11 protein-coding genes and 1 pseudogene are annotated in these 17,459 nt (G+C 35.7%); 2 read left to right on the top strand and 10 right to left on the bottom strand.

The window, feature by feature from the left end; translation table 11 throughout:
- Positions 1-40 precede the first annotated feature (40 nt).
- Both J3U13_RS10070 and J3U13_RS10075 read left to right on the top strand, forming a co-directional pair.
- Positions 41-2,206: pseudogene (locus tag J3U13_RS10070) on the top strand (Tex family protein); the annotation flags it as partial.
- Positions 2,207-2,789: 583 nt separating this feature from the next.
- Positions 2,790-4,256 carry a hypothetical protein gene (locus tag J3U13_RS10075; RefSeq protein ID WP_267341863.1) on the top strand — a complete coding sequence of 489 codons (1,467 nt, stop codon included), beginning with the start codon at positions 2,790-2,792 and terminating at the stop codon, positions 4,254-4,256.
- Positions 4,257-4,445: 189 nt separating this feature from the next.
- Here J3U13_RS10075 and J3U13_RS10080 read toward each other — a convergent pair whose 3' ends face one another.
- From J3U13_RS10080 to J3U13_RS10125, 10 genes are all read right to left on the bottom strand, one after another.
- On the bottom strand, positions 4,446-5,312 hold the full coding sequence (locus J3U13_RS10080; RefSeq protein WP_267341864.1) for a YjjW family glycine radical enzyme activase: 867 nt from the start codon (positions 5,310-5,312) through the stop codon (positions 4,446-4,448).
- Positions 5,287-6,834: a YjjI family glycine radical enzyme gene (locus J3U13_RS10085; RefSeq protein ID WP_267341866.1), complete on the bottom strand. Its 1,548-nt coding sequence runs from the start codon at positions 6,832-6,834 to the stop codon at positions 5,287-5,289. Before J3U13_RS10085 ends, J3U13_RS10080 begins: the two co-directional genes overlap by 26 nt.
- 139 nt (positions 6,835-6,973) lie before the next feature.
- Positions 6,974-8,647, bottom strand: coding sequence for a bifunctional UDP-sugar hydrolase/5'-nucleotidase UshA (ushA, locus tag J3U13_RS10090; RefSeq protein WP_267341868.1), 1,674 nt, complete (start codon positions 8,645-8,647; stop codon positions 6,974-6,976).
- 29 nt (positions 8,648-8,676) lie between these two features.
- A complete protein-coding gene (locus J3U13_RS10095; protein ID WP_267341870.1) occupies positions 8,677-9,978 on the bottom strand; it encodes a pyrimidine-nucleoside phosphorylase in 1,302 nt (433 codons plus the stop codon).
- Positions 9,979-10,149: 171 nt separating this feature from the next.
- Entirely contained in the window at positions 10,150-10,569 is a 420-nt protein-coding gene (locus J3U13_RS10100; RefSeq protein WP_416380215.1) for a cytidine deaminase, read from the bottom strand.
- Between the two features lie 4 nt (positions 10,570-10,573).
- Entirely contained in the window at positions 10,574-12,550 is a 1,977-nt protein-coding gene (locus tag J3U13_RS10105) for a bifunctional 2',3'-cyclic-nucleotide 2'-phosphodiesterase/3'-nucleotidase (protein ID WP_267341874.1), read from the bottom strand.
- A 33-nt stretch (positions 12,551-12,583) separates the two neighbouring features.
- Positions 12,584-13,747 carry an adenosine deaminase gene (gene add / locus J3U13_RS10110; protein WP_267341875.1) on the bottom strand — a complete coding sequence of 388 codons (1,164 nt, stop codon included), beginning with the start codon at positions 13,745-13,747 and terminating at the stop codon, positions 12,584-12,586.
- Positions 13,748-14,040: 293 nt separating this feature from the next.
- The gene (locus J3U13_RS10115; protein ID WP_267341876.1) at positions 14,041-15,291 is read right to left on the bottom strand and encodes a nucleoside permease; all 1,251 of its coding nucleotides are present in this window, start codon (positions 15,289-15,291) and stop codon (positions 14,041-14,043) included.
- A 154-nt stretch (positions 15,292-15,445) separates the two neighbouring features.
- Positions 15,446-16,159, bottom strand: a complete 714-nt coding sequence (gene deoD / locus J3U13_RS10120; protein WP_267341877.1) for a purine-nucleoside phosphorylase — start codon at positions 16,157-16,159, stop codon at positions 15,446-15,448.
- A gap of 50 nt (positions 16,160-16,209) precedes the next feature.
- On the bottom strand, positions 16,210-17,439 hold the full coding sequence (locus J3U13_RS10125; protein ID WP_267341878.1) for a phosphopentomutase: 1,230 nt from the start codon (positions 17,437-17,439) through the stop codon (positions 16,210-16,212).
- Positions 17,440-17,459: the final 20 nt, after the last annotated feature.

Here is a 17,459-nt window from a genome sequence, read left to right on the forward strand (position 1 = left end):
TTAAATTAAATTCCGTTAATCGATAATATACTGAGATACTATGATAAATACTCAAATTAGCCATATTATAGCTGGTGAACTCACCGTAAAACCAGAACAAGTTTTAGCGGCCATACAATTATTAGACGAAGGCAGTACTGTTCCTTTTATTGCCCGTTATCGTAAAGAAGTTACAGGTGGTCTTGATGATACCCAGTTACGTACTTTAGACAACCGATTAAGTTATTTACGCGAACTCGAAGATCGTAAACAAACCATCTTAAAGTCAATTGATGAACAAGGTAAATTGACGTCAGATCTTAGCCAAAGTATTAGCCAAACTTTAAGTAAAACGGAACTTGAAGATCTCTATTTACCTTACAAACCAAAACGCCGTACTCGAGGTCAAATTGCGATCGAGGCTGGATTAGAGCCATTGGCTGATAGTTTGTGGCAAAATCCAACGTTGGATCCTGAGAATGAAGCTAAACAATATCTTAATAAAGATAAAGGTATAGCTGATACTAAATCCGCATTGGATGGTGCTCGTTATATTTTAATGGAACGATTTGCAGAAGATGCGAGTTTACTCGCTAAAGTGCGTCATTATCTGTGGAATAATGCCAACTTGGTTTCGCAAGTTGTAGCTGGTAAAGAAGAAGAGGGCGCTAAATTTCGTGATTATTTTGCGCAAAGTGAACTTATTTCTAGAGTCCCGTCTCACCGTGCGTTAGCGATGTTTCGAGGACGCAACGAAGGTATTTTACACCTGTCGTTAAACGCTGATCCTCAATTTGACGAAACGCCAAAGGAGAGCTATTGCGAGCAGCTTATTTCTGAACATTTAGGCATTCGATTGAATGATGAGCCTGCCGATAAATGGCGCAAAGCCGTGATCAGCTGGACCTGGCGTATTAAAATTTTAATGCACATGGAAACCGAATTGATGACCACTTTACGCGAACGTGCGGAAGAGGAAGCAATTAATGTATTTGCAGCTAATTTACATGATATGTTAATGGCTGCGCCTGCTGGTATGAGAGTCACCATGGGTATGGATCCAGGCTTACGAACAGGTGTAAAAATTGCTGTTGTGGATTCTACAGGTAAACTAATTGCTACCGAAACGATTTATCCTCACACTGGACAAGCTGATAAAGCAGCAATGATGGTTGCTGCACTTTGCACTAAATATCAAGTGGAATTAGTGGCTATTGGTAATGGTACGGCATCTCGTGAGACTGAACGATTCTATCTGGATGTTCAGAAAAAGTATCCAGAAGTTAAAGGACAAAAAGTCATTGTCAGCGAAGCAGGAGCATCGGTTTATTCCGCATCGGAACTTGCTGCCCAAGAGTTCCCGGATTTGGATGTATCAATCCGAGGTGCGGTATCCATTGCTCGTCGTTTGCAAGATCCATTAGCGGAACTGGTAAAAATCGATCCAAAATCCATTGGTGTAGGACAATATCAACATGATGTGAGTCAGACTCAGTTAGCCAAAAAGCTTGATGCCGTAGTTGAAGATGGGGTGAATGCGGTAGGGGTTAATTTAAATACGGCATCAATGATGTTACTTGCGCGTATTGCTGGACTAAATAAAGTTATTGCCAAAAATATTGTTGATTGGCGCAATGAAAACGGTCAATTTACCGATCGTAAACAGTTGTTAAAAGTTAGTCGTTTAGGTCCAAAAGCGTTTGAGCAATGTGCTGGTTTTTTACGTATTATGAATGGTAAAAATCCACTTGATGCATCGGCGGTTCATCCGGAAGCATATCCTGTTGTTGAACGCATTTTAGAGAAAAATCATAAAACTTTAAAAGAGATTTTAGGTGATTCAAATTATCTAAAATCATTAAAAGCGGTTGATTACGTTGATGACCATTTTGGTGTTCCAACCGTAACGGACATTATTAAAGAATTAGATAAACCAGGACGCGATCCTAGACCTGAATTTAAAACTGCACAGTTTGCCGATAATATCGAAACAATGGAAGATTTAAAAATAGGCATGATTATGGAAGGGGCTGTAACGAATGTGACTAATTTTGGGGCTTTTGTTGATATTGGCGTACATCAAGATGGTCTAGTTCATATCTCGGCGTTATCCAATAAATTTGTTGATGATCCTCGAACCATAGTAAAAGCTGGCGATATTGTTAAAGTGAAAGTGATGGAAGTGGACATTGCTCGTAAACGTATTGCTTTATCAATGCGTTTAGATGAAGCAGCAACTTCTAAAGTGGAGAATAATAAATCTTTAAGTGCGTCATCTAATAATAAACATCGCCCAATTGCAACACAGGCTAATAGCGCAATGGGCAACGCCTTTGCTGTAGCATTCAACAAAAATAAGTAATATATTGTTAATTAAGGGATTTATATCCCTTAATTAATAGCATATTGACAACTTAACTAAGTTATATTATAAAATAATCACATCTGTATTCTTAACGTATATTTACAAACTAAGTTAAATTAGCAAAGTTAAGCTTCTATTTTTTTAGTTAACACTAACTGTTTTTATTTTGCTTTTCGATTATTTGTCTAAAGTTTATATTTTTCTAATGTTATTAACATTATGATTTTATAAAATAATATTAAGCAACACATAATATCAAATCTAAGTTCTACTCAGTTTAATTTTTACCTTCTCATGGATAAATTTAGTTATTAGTATCGGCATTTAATATTGTCTTTTGATAGATAATAAATGTAATAAGTCATATTTATCATTTAATTAAAACTGAGTTTTTCATTCTATAAATTTTGAATTCATCAATTTATTAAAATTTATGAGGAAATTTATGAGTAAAGAAAAAGTAATGAATCCTTCTATTCGTTTGTATAGAAACTTTATTTTTCCCAGACTGTTAAAACGTATTACTTTTTTCTTTATGATGCTGTTTAGTTGGGTTAATGAATCGTCCGCTATTCTTTCTGCCCAGACCGTAAATAAAATCATTGGAAATGCACCCGAAATACGTCAGACCGCTGATGAAAAAGTATTAAATGGAATTCAGTTTAAATTAAAAATTGATGGTCTAGATCCTGCGATTATTTCTCCTGGTACGGCAAATAAGATTTCTGTTGCCTATAATACTTCACCTAGCCTTTATTCATTTGGTATTGATACTTCAAGTTTAAATGATAGTGATATTTATGATGTGGATGGTGATAAAATTGCTAATGTCGATAGTTTCATCATTCAATCGATTAATGCAGAATGGCGCGATCAAAACGATAACATCATTCCTTCTGATTCCACTGCACCACTCGGTAGTGATGTGTGTAATTCGTCTACCGTTAAGGCAAATCTTTCGGTAAAATTGACCATTCAATTTATTGCTAAAACTCAGTACGGTGATCCTGACACTTCACAACCAAAAGAAGTGTCTAAAACATTTCAAGTGAGTGCTGATGATGGTATCTGTTACATTAGACCCGGTGTACTCGCCTTGATTACAAATAATGGATGGAACGAAGGGGATAACTATGCACCTTATGGTGCGGATACAATAAGTGTGGATCCTCCTTATAACAGTGATCAATTTACTATTCATAAAGGCTTTATAGCTACAGCAAAAGATCAAAATGGTAATTACTTTCCAACCTATGCTTTTCCAGAGGCTCGTTTCAGAATTGTACCTGTAAATCCAATATCAGACTATAGTTACACATTGGTAAAAAATCCTAATAATTCATTAGTTAATACTTTTCGTGCTTCAAACTCTGATTCTAAAAGTGAATTTAAATTTACTGACAATGTTCCCGATCAAGGTGATAAATTTGTGATATTAGTTACGAATAATCGAACGTTAGCCCAGTTTTATTACACTTTTTCTATCAAACATTGGTTATATTTCTTAAATAACCCGATTGGTAATTGGCAAGACTCAAATAAATTATGTAAAAAAAATAATGATAGATTGCCAACACGAGCTGAGATAACAAATTCTCCTTTAGCTTACATTCCTACAACGAACGATAACTATTATGTAAAAGGCAATGGATACAGAAGAGCAATTGGTGAGGGATTAACTGCGGAATGGGGTAAAACCTATTTTTATGCACCTTTAGATATTATAGGTCGAGATATGTTGTCTGGTGTACTCAATTTAAAAAACTTTATCTATTATGAATTCTACTTTACAAATGAAGTATCTTCTATGAAAGATGTATTAGGTAATTATAAATACTACAGTGTTGGTATTGTAGAAGGAAACGTTATTGTAGAGCCGGATGTTGCTTACACAATGTGTACAAAATATTAATCTAATTGAATTTTTAATTGATCAAATCGAAAAGTGAATATTTTGAAACGTTAATAAGAATTTTTAGGCTAAATAAGCCATGAGTAATCATTTAATGTATTGATTATTTAATGGATCTTTAGTAATAACTCTTTGGGCTTAATGATGTGTAAAATATCATTCATTATTTTACGTTTATAAGCATAGCAGTTATAAATATACGCTAGGAAGAGTAATATTATATAAACCGTGATTTTTTAATTGCTTGGCAAACAATTCGATTTGATCTTGAGTGGCCGATTGCCAGTTTTTCGCTATACCCTGTACCCCATGATGATGAAATGCATTGATTCTAATTTTTATATTTTCATCCAATTGCTTTAAAAAATGAGCTATGTGTTCGGCCTTATCCTGTAAATCGGTATGCTTAGGAATGATTAGAAATCGGACTTCATATAATTTATTTATTTTTGCAAGATATTCAATTGATTTTTTAACTCTTAAATTACCCTTGCCAGTTAATGCTTCATGTACTTGATTATCCCATGCTTTAAGATCAATCATTGCGCCATCCATTACTTTGGCTATTTTTTGCCAGCCCAATTGAGGTAAATATCCATTACTGTCAATAAAACAGCTTAGGTGTTTTAAATCCTGAGCGCCTTTAATTGCACTAAACAGTTTTTCAATAAAGGCTAATTGCAGTGTTGCCTCACCACCACTGAGGGTTATACCATTTAAAAAAGGCAAATATTTGCGTATGAGTTTTAAAATATCTTCAATACTGTATCGGTAAGTCATCGGTGTTGAATGGTGGTTACAAGTGTTTATACAAGTATCACATTGTTGGCAAGTTGAGCTTTGCCAAATAACTTTGTTATTGATAAATGTTAACGCCTGATGAGGACAAGTAGCAACACATTCACCACAATCCTTACACCGTGAAATAGTATAAGGATTGTGGCAATTTAAACACTTGAAATTACATCCTTGTAAAAAGATGACTAAACGGTTTCCCGGACCATCTACACAAGAAAAAGGTAACAGTTTATTAACGATTGCCCATGGCTTGTTCATGACTGATGACTCGTGGAGTACGGCATAGATAACTATTATTTATGGTATCTTCGGCTGCTTCACTACCTAGGAATGTTGTGTTAGTGCGAGAGCCTTCTTTTTTATATTTAGCAATATCCGAAAGTCTAACCATATAGCCTGTCACACGCACTAAATCGTTACCACTGATGTTAGCCGTAAATTCTCTAAAACCAAACTCAAATGCGGCTTTACAGATTTGAAGTAGGGCTGATGGATTACTTTTAATGGTCTTATCAATCGTTAAAATATCGCTGATACCCGATGTATAATATTGATGATGTTTGAACAGTGCCATAATATGGGTAACTGGATCTGGTTCATGACCATACGGGATGCGTAAACCAGGTGTTGCTCCTCTATCAGTACTAATGCCTGATTGGGCATGCAACATCGCTTTGCCTTGCCAGGCATACTTAATTGGATGACGATGTATAAAGTCGGCTAATTGTTTAGAAATGGTGGTAGCCAGTTCAGTAGCTTCTTCATCCACACCATATCGACCAGCTAGGTTAGATTTCTCTTGTAGAATATTCACCGCCTCAGCCATGGCATAGATACCAAACATAGGTGCAAATCGTGTCGCGTCAATTAATCCTTCTTTGACTAAAAAGCTATTTGTAAAGAAATTCGATTTCGCATAAAGAAATTCCGATCTTGCTTTGATTAAATTTAATTGTAAAAAGCAATAATAAGGCAAGGTATTTTCTAGAAAATCGTCAATATTTTTACTGCGTAATGCCACCTCTTTCAGATTAATTCGAGATAAAGTACTGCCACCACCTGCAAGAGGTAAAGAGTTGTAACAACTCACCACTCCATAACCTTTATCATCAAAATCTTTTTTGATCATCTTATTGTTGGCGATATGTGGTTTAGCCGTTTCACAGATATTTTCTATGGCAACGGATAGCAATGATTCCGGAGTAATATTTTCATCATAAATAAAAGTTAAATTAGGGGCGACTTGTTTAAGTTCTCTATCAACGCGTAAAATAGTACGGCAGATAACATTGTCAGTTGGTCCAATATTGGCATGCATAAACGCATCAGGTAAATTGCGATCAAGCATTATCCAAAAATGTCTTAGGCGTTGATAAAGATCTTCTTCGCTAAGATTACCGACATAAGGTAATAAGATTTGATCTAAACATCCTAAATAAACAGGCATACCTGTCACCGATGGAACATGATGATAAGCAATAGTTAGCATAGTTAATGCATCATCAAACGTTTTTGCCGGCTCGAGTTCTAAGTATTCCGATCCTTGCTGAAGAAATTTTGCATAATCAGGCAATACATAACGAGGTTTATAAGGTGCATGACCTTCGAACATGTCACAAATCACACGTTCATCTAAAGCTTTCTTGGTATCTTTATCCAAATTAACATAAGGTAAATGATTTTCAGCAGCTAAGGCAAGTAGGTTAGATTTTTGTTTCGGTGACAAATTAGGATCGGTCACAATATTATAACAGTTTTGTTGAAATTCGGTCATGTTCATAAATACCTCTGTATTACCTATATGCTGAGAGCAACATTAAATCTCTATGACTAATTACGTAATGATAAGCACTGAATATCATCGTTATCAGTGCTGTTTATTGTCTATCTTAATAATTTTAATCCATAAAACCATAAGATTATTTTTCTAAAATAACATTTAAAGGCTCATAATCTTTTGCCTTGATGGGGGAATGTGACTCAAAATATTGTTTTATTGCATCGGCGTCTCGATAACCGGTATCCACATAAGAGGGTGAAGTATTGGTTATTGGGTAGCCATCGCCTCCTGCAGCTAGAAAGTCAAGAGTCGCAATGCGATACGTTTTTTTCAGATCCAATGGTTGATGATTAATTTTTACATCTTCAATATTGTTGCCCACTTTAGTTAACGTAATATTTTTTAAATGAGCATAACCGCCTGAACCCTGTTTTTTGCTAAGCGCAACGTTAAGGTAATCGATTAATTCGCTTCCAGTTAATTCAAAATAGACTACGCTGTTACCAAAAGGTTCAACCTTGAGAATATCGCGATAAGTAATATCACCTTCAATTAGTGAATCACGAATCATTCCCCCCGACATAATGCCAACATCAGCTTTCGTTTTTTCAACAAAAGCACTGAGTAAGAATTGACCCATATTACTTTGTTGGAATCTAACTACATCACGATCGCCTTCAAGCCGCCCTGATAATGCACCAGTTTTTACTAATAATTGCTGTTTACCTTGTTCTTGATAAGGTTTTAGGGTTTCCAACAAATTTTGGTTCTGTTGGATTTCACTAGTGTAATATTCAAGACGCTTGGTTCCATTACCGTTATCCACTTCTTTTTTTAGATTGATTGGAATTAATTGGTAATTTTCTAGAGTAATTTTACCGTTTAAAAAGATAAAATCGGCACGACCAACGTATTTTCCCCATTCATGGGCTTGAACAATCCAAGTGCCATTTTGTTGATCAGGTGCACAAGGTGTACCCGGTACGTACTCGGTAATTCGTTTGTTAGGACTTGCCATACAAACTGGGTTTTGTGAATGTCCCCCAACAATCATATCTAATTCGCCAGTTGGCAGTCCTCGAGCTAATTCAACATCGCCAGGGGCCATTGAACCGTGTTCACCATTTTCATAATGTCCCATATGAGTGACAGCAATAATCATATCAGGGTGTTCAGTTTTCTTGATTTGAGCAATGACTTTTTGTGCTTCGGGTAAGGTTTTACGAAATTCAATACCGTCAATATTTTTAGGAGAAGCTAAAAAGATGGTATCGTCTGTAGTCAATCCAAATACGGCTACTTTAATACCATTTAAGTTAAACATTTTATAGGCATCAAAAACACGATTATCGCTGTTTTTAAAGTAAGTATTGGCCGATAAAAATGGGAATTGAGCCCATTTTTGTTGTTCACGAATGATTGGCAGTGGATGATCAAATTCATGATTGCCCACCGCCATAGCATCATACCCAATTTCGTTCATACCAATAAAATCGGGTTTCGCGTGCTGCACATCAGATTCAGGGACACCAGTATTAATATCACCACCAGACAGTAACAGTAATTTACCACCTTTTGCTGCAACTTCTTTGCGGATTTGATCTACAACTGTTTTTTGAGCGGCAAGTCCATATTCACCAATATCATTTTGCCAAAAACGACCATGGTGATCGTTGGTATGTAAAATTGTAAATCGGTAAGGCTTGTCTTTTTGCCAAGTTTGATCGGTTGATTGATCAGCCAAAGCATGAACAGAAAATAACCCTAAAATGGCAATCAGTGACAGTTTTTTATATAATTGTAAATGATACATGGTGCCTCCTAACTCCTTTGGCGTTATAATTATTCCGTAATGACTTTATAAATCAATTGCGGTTCTATCGCATTATCACTAATAGTAATGTTATCATAGAGTTTTTGTTTGATTGCATCAATTTTATCGGTATTCGCATGTATAGTGAGCAATGCTTCACCTTCGGCAACTTTATCACCTACTTTTTTATGTAACATAATTCCAACAGCTGGATCGATAATATCTTCTTTTGTTGCTCGACCTGCGCCAAGTTGCATCGCTGCAATCCCTATTTGATCAGCAATAATTTTTGAAACGTAACCTGATTTAAGTGCAGGGAGGGCAATTTGATATGGCGCACTGGCTAATTTTTCCGGATGGTCAACTACAGAACTGTCTCCACCTTGAGCTTCGATTAAGGTTTTAAATTTTTCTACAGCTTTGCCATTTTTGATGACCTCTTGCAGTTTTTCCCGTGCTTCATCAAGTGTTTTGGCTTTATTTGCTAATACGACCATTTGACTGCCAAGTGTTAACACCAATTCAGTTAAGTCAGCAGGACCATGTCCTTTTAAAGTGTCAATAGCTTCTTTAACTTCTAATGCATTACCAATTGCATAACCAAGTGGTTGAGACATGTCTGAAATAATCGCCATAGTTCTACGACCAATTTGATTGCCAATGTTGACCATTTCTTGAGCTAATTTTTCGGAATCCGCCATGTTTTTCATTAGCGCACCGTCACCAGTTTTCACATCTAGCACAATAGCATCTGCACCTGCGGCTAATTTTTTACTCATAATTGAGCTTGCAATCAATGGAATTGAATTAACCGTAGCTGTCACATCTCGAAGAGAGTACAGTTTTTTGTCTGCTGGAGTTAGATTTCCTGACTGTCCGATTACCGCGACACCTTTTTGATTGACTTGATTGATAAAGTCTTGTTTAGCTAATTCAATTTTAAATCCTGGAATGGATTCGAATTTGTCATTTGTTCCGCCAGTATGGCCAAGGCCACGCCCTGACATTTTTGCAACGGGAATATCCAATGCTGCAACGAGTGGAGCAAGTACTAAAGTTGTGGTATCACCTACACCTCCAGTTGAATGTTTATCAACTTTAATGCCGTTGATTGAAGATAAATCAACCGTATCACCTGAATGCATCATGGCACTGGTTAAATCTGCACACTCTTTTGATGTCATACCTTGATAATAAATGGCCATTAATAATGCACTAACTTGATAATCTGGAATGGTGCCATTGGTGTAGTTAGTGATAAAAAATTGAATTTCTTCTGTGCTTAAAGCATTGCCATCACGTTTTTTTTCAATAATATCTACAAATCTCATTATCTCTCTCACTTAAAACAATAAATCAAATTAGTTTATCAACTTGATCATATAAAAATTACATAAACGTTCAGTTGCGTTTATGTATGAAAATATAGTCAAAAAAGTTTTAACTACGGTAAGGGGCTTTTTATATCTAATTTTATCCATTTTACTTGCAATTGATTCTAACTAATCCAGATCATTTGGCGAAAAAGACCAAGGTAATAATTCACCTACGGTTGTCTCTTGGATTTTTCCTTGAAGATTGGTCAAAATTACTGGCATATCTTTAGCACAAAATTCACTGATGACTTGTCTACAAGCACCACAAGGTGAAATAGGACCATCCGTATCACCAATAACCACTAATTTTTTAAATTTGCGTTTGCCCTCTGACACGGCTTTAAAAATGGCGGTGCGTTCTGCACAGTTGGCTAATCCGTAAGACGCATTTTCGACATTACAGCCTAAAATTGCTTCGTCATCTTCAGTAATGAGCACAGCGCCAACCTGAAATTTAGAATAAGGCACATAGGCTCTTGAGCGCGCAGATTTAGCAAGTTCGATTAACTTTTCAATTTTCATATCGATAATCCTTTGAGTCTTAATGGTACTATTTATGATTTCTAGTATTTGGGTTTGATGACTGTAAATCAAGTCGATAAACACCGAAGCCTAATGCATCTTTTTCAATAAATTTAATCGGATAAAGCGAATGTTTTTCTATATAAGCTTTTGCCTCATCCGTTGCCGAAGATTCAAAGCGAATATCCAATGGTTTATCGCTCATAATTGGTGCAATTCGCCAATTGTTATCTACCTTGACATTCACCATACCCGCTTTTTTCGTAGTATTGGTAATATAAGCAGATAAAATCACCCTTAAATCGTCAGGTGAATTAAACTTAACATTTTTTTCGCCTGTTCCCGGAAAGATACCGCTGTAAGCACGATAATTATTGGTCGCAATTAAAAATGTTTGATTAGGATCAATAGGCTGTTGCTGATAAGTTAGATTTTTAATTCTTTCAGATTTTGGATTAATTAACTGGCAATTGCCATCGTAACGTGGTGGTGCTGTCACATCAATTTGATAACTGACGCCATCAATTGCATCAAAATTATAAGTTCTAAACTTATCCCAATTAATGAGATATTGTGGTTGAGTAGAGTTAACATCTATTTGATTATATACACCAGCAGCGCATTCCAGCCATTGTTTAACATCTTTACCAGTAATTTTAACCGCACTTAAAATGTTTGGATAAAGGTAGATGTCGGCAGCGTTTCTAAACGATAAATCGCCTTTTTTAACATCAACATATGCATCAGGATCGTTCTTTCGACCACCCACTTTAAATGGAGCAATGGCGGATAAAATGGGTAATCCATCCAAATCTGGATCGCCTTGAATAAACTGTTTTACATAGTCTATTTGTGCATCACTGATAATTTGTAATGCGGATGTATCTTCTACTAGTGCAAGATAACTGTTGATATCGCTCGAAACTTTGCCAATGGGTTTGCCTACAAATTCTCGAGTACCTTGATGATCTTGTTTTAAAATTTCAGTTATCTGTTGATCAGCCTGTACTAATGCTTTTTTATTTTTTATATCATAAATAGGGCGAGCTTCTGATTTTCCCGACGTTACTTGCCAATTAGTGCTGTCGCCTTCAAGCACTAAATCAACGACACCTAAATGGCTACCCCATTGACCTGGCATTACGGAAGGGACGTGATTGATATTGCCTGTTTTAATATCGGTATTGGGTAAAGATTTAAAATCGTCACTTGGGAAAACACCATGCGAATGACCAAACATAATTGCATTAATTCCCTCAACTTGACTCAAATAATAAACAGAATTTTCCGCTAACGCTTTATATGGTTCAGAAGATACACCTGAGTGTGGAATAGCAATTATAACGTTAGCACCTTGCTTTTTCATTTCAGGGACTAATTTTTTTGCAGTTTCAGTGATATCTTTTACTACTACTTTTCCATTTAAGTTAAGTTTATCCCATTGCATAATTTGCGGAGGAACAAATCCAATATAACCAATTTTAATAATATGTTGATTGCCATCTCGATCAATAACGGGGGTATCAATAATAATATATTGTTGAAAGTAGGGTTTGCCGGTTTTTGCATCATAAACATTGGCATTGACATAGGGGAATTTAGCCCCTGAAAGGCTTTTTTGTAAATAATCTAAGCCAAAATTGAATTCGTGATTACCAATATTGCCTACAACATAATTAAGCGTATTCATTGCTTTATAAACAGGATGAATCTCGCCATCTTTTAATCCTTTATTTAGGGCATAATCGGCCATTGGACTACCTTGAATCAGATCACCATTATCAACAAGGACGCAATTTTTTACTTCACTTCTTGTTTGATGGATAAGATTGGCTGTTTTCACTAATCCAAATGTATCAACAGGCTGATCTTTAAAATAATCATAATTCATCATGTTGCCATGTAAATCAGTGGTTTCAATTATTCTAAGATCAACAGTAGCGGCTTGAAGAGTGCCAGAAATGAATAGGGTTAAAAGGGATAACGTTAATTTGTTTTTGTTCATATAAATCTCCTATTTCTCTGACATGGTTATCCACTAACTCGTTATTGGTAGTGACTTTTGATATTTAATGAATCGTTCTATAATTGCAGGATGATAATTTGTGTCATGGATTGCTGCTTGGAGTGTTTGTTTGTCATCTAATGTAAAACATGACAAAACATCGTTAGTTAATTGCTCTTTTACTGAATCTTCAACAAAAGCGGCATCAATACCACATAAAGTAATATCCAATAATTCTAATCTTGAAAAACCAAATATTGATGAGGCAAGGTGATACTCTTTTTCGATGTCTGTACCAAAAATTCCGGCATCATCTGTATTTAATGTTATACGTACACCGTAATCATAAAGTTGGCGAACAGGGTGATTTCGAATATCGCCATGAAGTTCATTAACCAGTATACGATTGCTGGTTAAAGCAATTTCTAAAGTCACTTTTTTCTCAACCAACTCACGAATCAAGTTATTGTTCTCAATAGCGCGGATACCATGTCCAATTCTTTGTGCCCCATGTTTGAGTGCTTGAATAATGCTTTCAGCAGACTCAATTTCGCCTGCATGATAAGATTTTTTTAGTTTCAGCTGAGTTGCTAATTCATGCGCATCTTTAAAATCATCAAAATGACCAAAACTTTCATTTCCCGCAATATTAAATCCAGTGATAAATTGGTGAGGATTATCTTTAATAAAACGTAATGTGTCATAAACGATTTTAGCACCTAGATGCCTAACACCGATAACATGATACCTAACAGTCATATTATACTTTTTTTGTATATCCGTAATGGCGTTATCCATTTGACTGAGTGTTTGTTGAAATCTTTTTTGATCCCAAATAATTTCATCCTCAATTTTAGTCGTACAGATATGAAAAGGAGAGATGAAAAGCTCGCAATATATTAATCCTTGTTTGGCATTTCTACTGAGGAAGTCGTAGGTAATTAAATAATAATCTTCGGGCGTTTTTACAAAATTGGAAACAGTGTCATAAGTTTGAATGAATTGAACAAAGTCAGTTTCATCATAGCAATATCGACCATTTTTATACTCGTTTGCATCATATTGACCTGCTTTATAACATAAAGATTCAGGAAAAACGATGCGATTTTTTTCGGCTAACTGTTTTGCCATAAAAGGTGTAATACTACCTTCAATATGCTCATGTAAAATAACTTTTGGAACAGTATGTGTATTCATTTAATATTTTATCTAGTTTATTTTGCCAATTAAGTATAAATAATAATGATATGAAAAACACTGATTGGAAAGCTAAGCATAACAACTTTAGCTTTGTTAATCATAATCTTTACTATTTTACCTTGATCAGACATCTCATTGCCATACATTTTATGTAACTTAATCAGTTTTTATGCAGTAAGATGCATTAAAGTCATTGTAATGCATTACATATTTTGCAAGAAGGCAACAACCGTGGTTGCTGCCAACACTTTGATTATAAGAGTTTTATTTAACACGTCACAAATGATTAATTAACTATTTGCAGCTGTTGGTTTATTTAAGTCATCATTTTTAAAAATGATCATAAACACCACTGCCAATAATAAAGAGTAACCAGCAAAAATGAGCCATATGGTACGCCAATCGATAAGGCCATTTATTGTGTAATGATCAACAACAATGCCACTGATGGTTGAACCTAAATAAGCTCCGAAACCATTGGTCATGATCATAAATAGACCTTGCGCACTATTACGGATACTTGGTGAGACCGATTTTTCAACATACATTGAGCCAGAAATATTATAAAAATCAAACGCACATCCGTAAACTATCATAGATAAAAGCAGTAATATAAAGCCTGTTGGAGACGGATCACCGTAAGCAAATAAACCAAAACGCGCTACCCAAGCAAGCATACTAATTAACATGACATATTTGATACCAAGTCGTTTCATAAAAAATGGAACAAACAGAATAAACACTACTTCAGACATTTGTGAAATAGACAATAATACTGAAGGGTATTGCACAACTAAGCTATCGGCATATTCAGGAATGCTTTTAAACGAAAGTAAAAACGGATTACCAAACGTATTCGTTATTTGCAAAATACCACCAAGAAAAACGGCAAAGACAAAAAAGATTGCAATTCTTGGTTGTTTGAACAATACAAATGCGTCTAACCCTAAAGAACTAGCTAAAGATTTTCTTTTCGAGTTGTCTTTAGTAATGGTAATTAATGGTAGTGTTAATGAATATAAGCTAAGTAAAATTGAACCAGCAGCAGCAATATAAAGTTGCATGTTACTTAATCCAAATTTTAAGAAGCTTACTAGCCACATGGCGACAATAAAGCCAATAGTACCAAAAATTCTTATTTTCGGAAATTGGGAAATTACATCAAGATTTTGTGCTTCTAAGCAAGAATAAGAGATGGAGTTTGAAATTGCAATAGTTGGCATAAACGCAAGGCAATGTATCAAAATTATTACTACCATCATAAATGGTGATGTGACTGATGCTGCAATAAATAACGTAATTGCACCAATTAAATGACAAAGCATGAATAAACGATTAGCTGGAATCCATCTATCTGCCACAACACCTAGTAAGCCCGGCATAAATAATGACGCTATCCCCATTGTGCCATACACTGAACCTACTGTCATACCATTAAAATGTAACGTCTCCATCATGTAAGAACCTAAGGTGATCAGCCAACTCCCCCAGATAAAAAATTGTAAGAAAAATATAATCTTAAGTTTAAACTTAATATTCATTTTGATTCCTTATTAAATGACATATTTGATAATCTATTGCCTAACAATTACGAATAAAAAAATTTAAATTTAGGTAAATACTATTATCATTTTTATAGTGCTTTACCTATCAATATTTAGTTAAAAAAAATGGCAGTTAATCTGCCATTTATGATTATTGATTGAATAGTACAGATTCTAACGCAACGGTTATCATCTCTTTAAAACCAAGCTGACGCTGTTCTGGCGTCATCGCATCACCTTTACGAATATGATCAGACACCGTACAGATAGCAAGTGCTTTTGCGCCGTATTCAGCTGCCACACCATAAATACCAGCAGCTTCCATCTCTACGCCTAGAATATTGTATTTTTCCATGATATCGAACATTTCAGGATCGACACTGTAGAAAAGATCAGCGGAAAATAGATTACCCACTTTTACGTTTACGCCTAAATTTTTAGCAGCATTAACAGCATTACAGGTTAAATCAAAATCGGCAATTGCAGCAAAATCGCTATCTTTAAAACGTAAACGATTAACTTTTGAATCGGTGCAAGCACCCATCCCAACTATCACATCCCCAAGGTTTACATTAGGGCTAATGGCACCACAAGAGCCAATACGAATAATGTTTTTAACACCGTAAAATTTAACCAATTCAGTTGCATAAATAGAACAAGATGGAATGCCCATGCCATGCCCCATGATTGAAACTTTTTTTCCTTTGTAATAACCAGTAAAACCTAACATGGCTCTTACATTTGTTACTTCTTGCGCATCCTCTAAAAATGTTTCAGCGATAAATTTTGCACGTAACGGATCGCCAGGCATCAAAACTGTTTCTGCAAAAGCATTATCAACTGCGTTAATATGTGGGGTAGACATCTAATTCTCCTGATCTTTATTTCAAAAAACGATTACATTAACTTCATTTGCTACTTGTTAATAAAAGATTTACCATATTCCATTGCCGATAAATCAAAATAATCAGCGACACTTTGTCCAATATCGGCAAAAGTTTCACGATGCCCTAATGAGCCTACTGGTACACTATCACCATACACTAAAACAGGGATATGTTCGCGCGTATGATCAGTACCTGCCCAAGTTGGATCGCAACCATGATCCGCACTGATAATTAAAAGATCGCCTGGTTCAATTAGCGCTAACATTTCAGGTAAGCGACTATCAAAATATTCTAATGCAGCAGCATAACCAGCTACATCACGTCTGTGTCCATAAGAGGAATCAAAATCAACAAAATTAGTAAAAACAATGGTATTATCTTTGGCTTGTTTAATTTCTTCTAATGAGGCATTAAATAAAGCTTCTATGCCTGTTGCTTTAACCTTTTTGGTGATCCCAACATGGGCATATATATCAGCGATTTTACCAATCGAAACAACGTTGCCTTGTTTTTCGTCAACCAATTTCTTTAACATGGTTGGTGCTGGTGGCTCAACCGCAAGATCATGGCGATTACCAGTTCTCACAAATTCGCCTGCTTTTTTTCCAACAAAAGGTCTAGCAATAACGCGACCAATGTTGTAATCACTTTTATTGAGTTCATCACGTGCGATTTCGCACACTTCGTAAAGTTTGTCTAAACCAAACGTTTCTTCATGACAAGCAATTTGGAAAACTGAATCCGCGGATGTATAGAAGATAGGCTTACCGGTCGCCATGTGTTCAGCACCAAGCTCGTCCAGAATAACTGTACCCGATGAGTGGCAATTGCCAAGGTAACCAGGAAGTTTTGCGCGAGAGACAATTTTATCTAACAGATCTTGAGGAAAACTATTGGTTGTATCGGTAAAGTAACCCCAATCAAACAATACTGGAACGCCAGCAATTTCCCAATGTCCAGAGGGTGTATCTTTACCCGAAGAAATTTCGCTAGCATAACCATAAGCACCAATAATTTCACCTTCGGTTTGCATGCCTTTTGGATAGTGACCCGTTGACTCATATGCGGCTTCAATTAACCCTAATTTACCTAAATTAGGTAATTTAAGTGTGCCACTGCGTCCTTGTTCTGCTTTTCCTAATGCGCATTGTTCGGCAATATGACCTAATGTGTCGGCGCCTTCATCACCAAATTTTGGCGCATCTTTGGCACTCCCAATCCCAAACGAATCTAGGATCATAATAAAAACTCTTTTCATAATTTCCTCGAACTTATCAA

Origin of the sequence: Gilliamella sp. B2887 (genome assembly GCF_026537015.1) — a bacterium.
Classification (GTDB): Bacteria; Pseudomonadota; Gammaproteobacteria; order Enterobacterales; family Orbaceae; genus Gilliamella.

Coding starts and splice junctions, on each gene's coding strand:
- add (WP_267341875.1), bottom strand. CDS start 13,747: ATGAATACACATACTGTTCCAAAAGTTATTTTACATGAGCATATTGAA.
- J3U13_RS10085 (WP_267341866.1), bottom strand. CDS start 6,834: ATGAACATGACCGAATTTCAACAAAACTGTTATAATATTGTGACCGAT.
- J3U13_RS10115 (WP_267341876.1), bottom strand. CDS start 15,291: ATGAATATTAAGTTTAAACTTAAGATTATATTTTTCTTACAATTTTTT.
- J3U13_RS10105 (WP_267341874.1), bottom strand. CDS start 12,550: ATGAACAAAAACAAATTAACGTTATCCCTTTTAACCCTATTCATTTCT.
- ushA (WP_267341868.1), bottom strand. CDS start 8,647: ATGTATCATTTACAATTATATAAAAAACTGTCACTGATTGCCATTTTA.
- J3U13_RS10080 (WP_267341864.1), bottom strand. CDS start 5,312: ATGAACAAGCCATGGGCAATCGTTAATAAACTGTTACCTTTTTCTTGT.
- J3U13_RS10095 (WP_267341870.1), bottom strand. CDS start 9,978: ATGAGATTTGTAGATATTATTGAAAAAAAACGTGATGGCAATGCTTTA.
- J3U13_RS10075 (WP_267341863.1), top strand. CDS start 2,790: ATGAGTAAAGAAAAAGTAATGAATCCTTCTATTCGTTTGTATAGAAAC.
- deoD (WP_267341877.1), bottom strand. CDS start 16,159: ATGTCTACCCCACATATTAACGCAGTTGATAATGCTTTTGCAGAAACA.
- J3U13_RS10125 (WP_267341878.1), bottom strand. CDS start 17,439: ATGAAAAGAGTTTTTATTATGATCCTAGATTCGTTTGGGATTGGGAGT.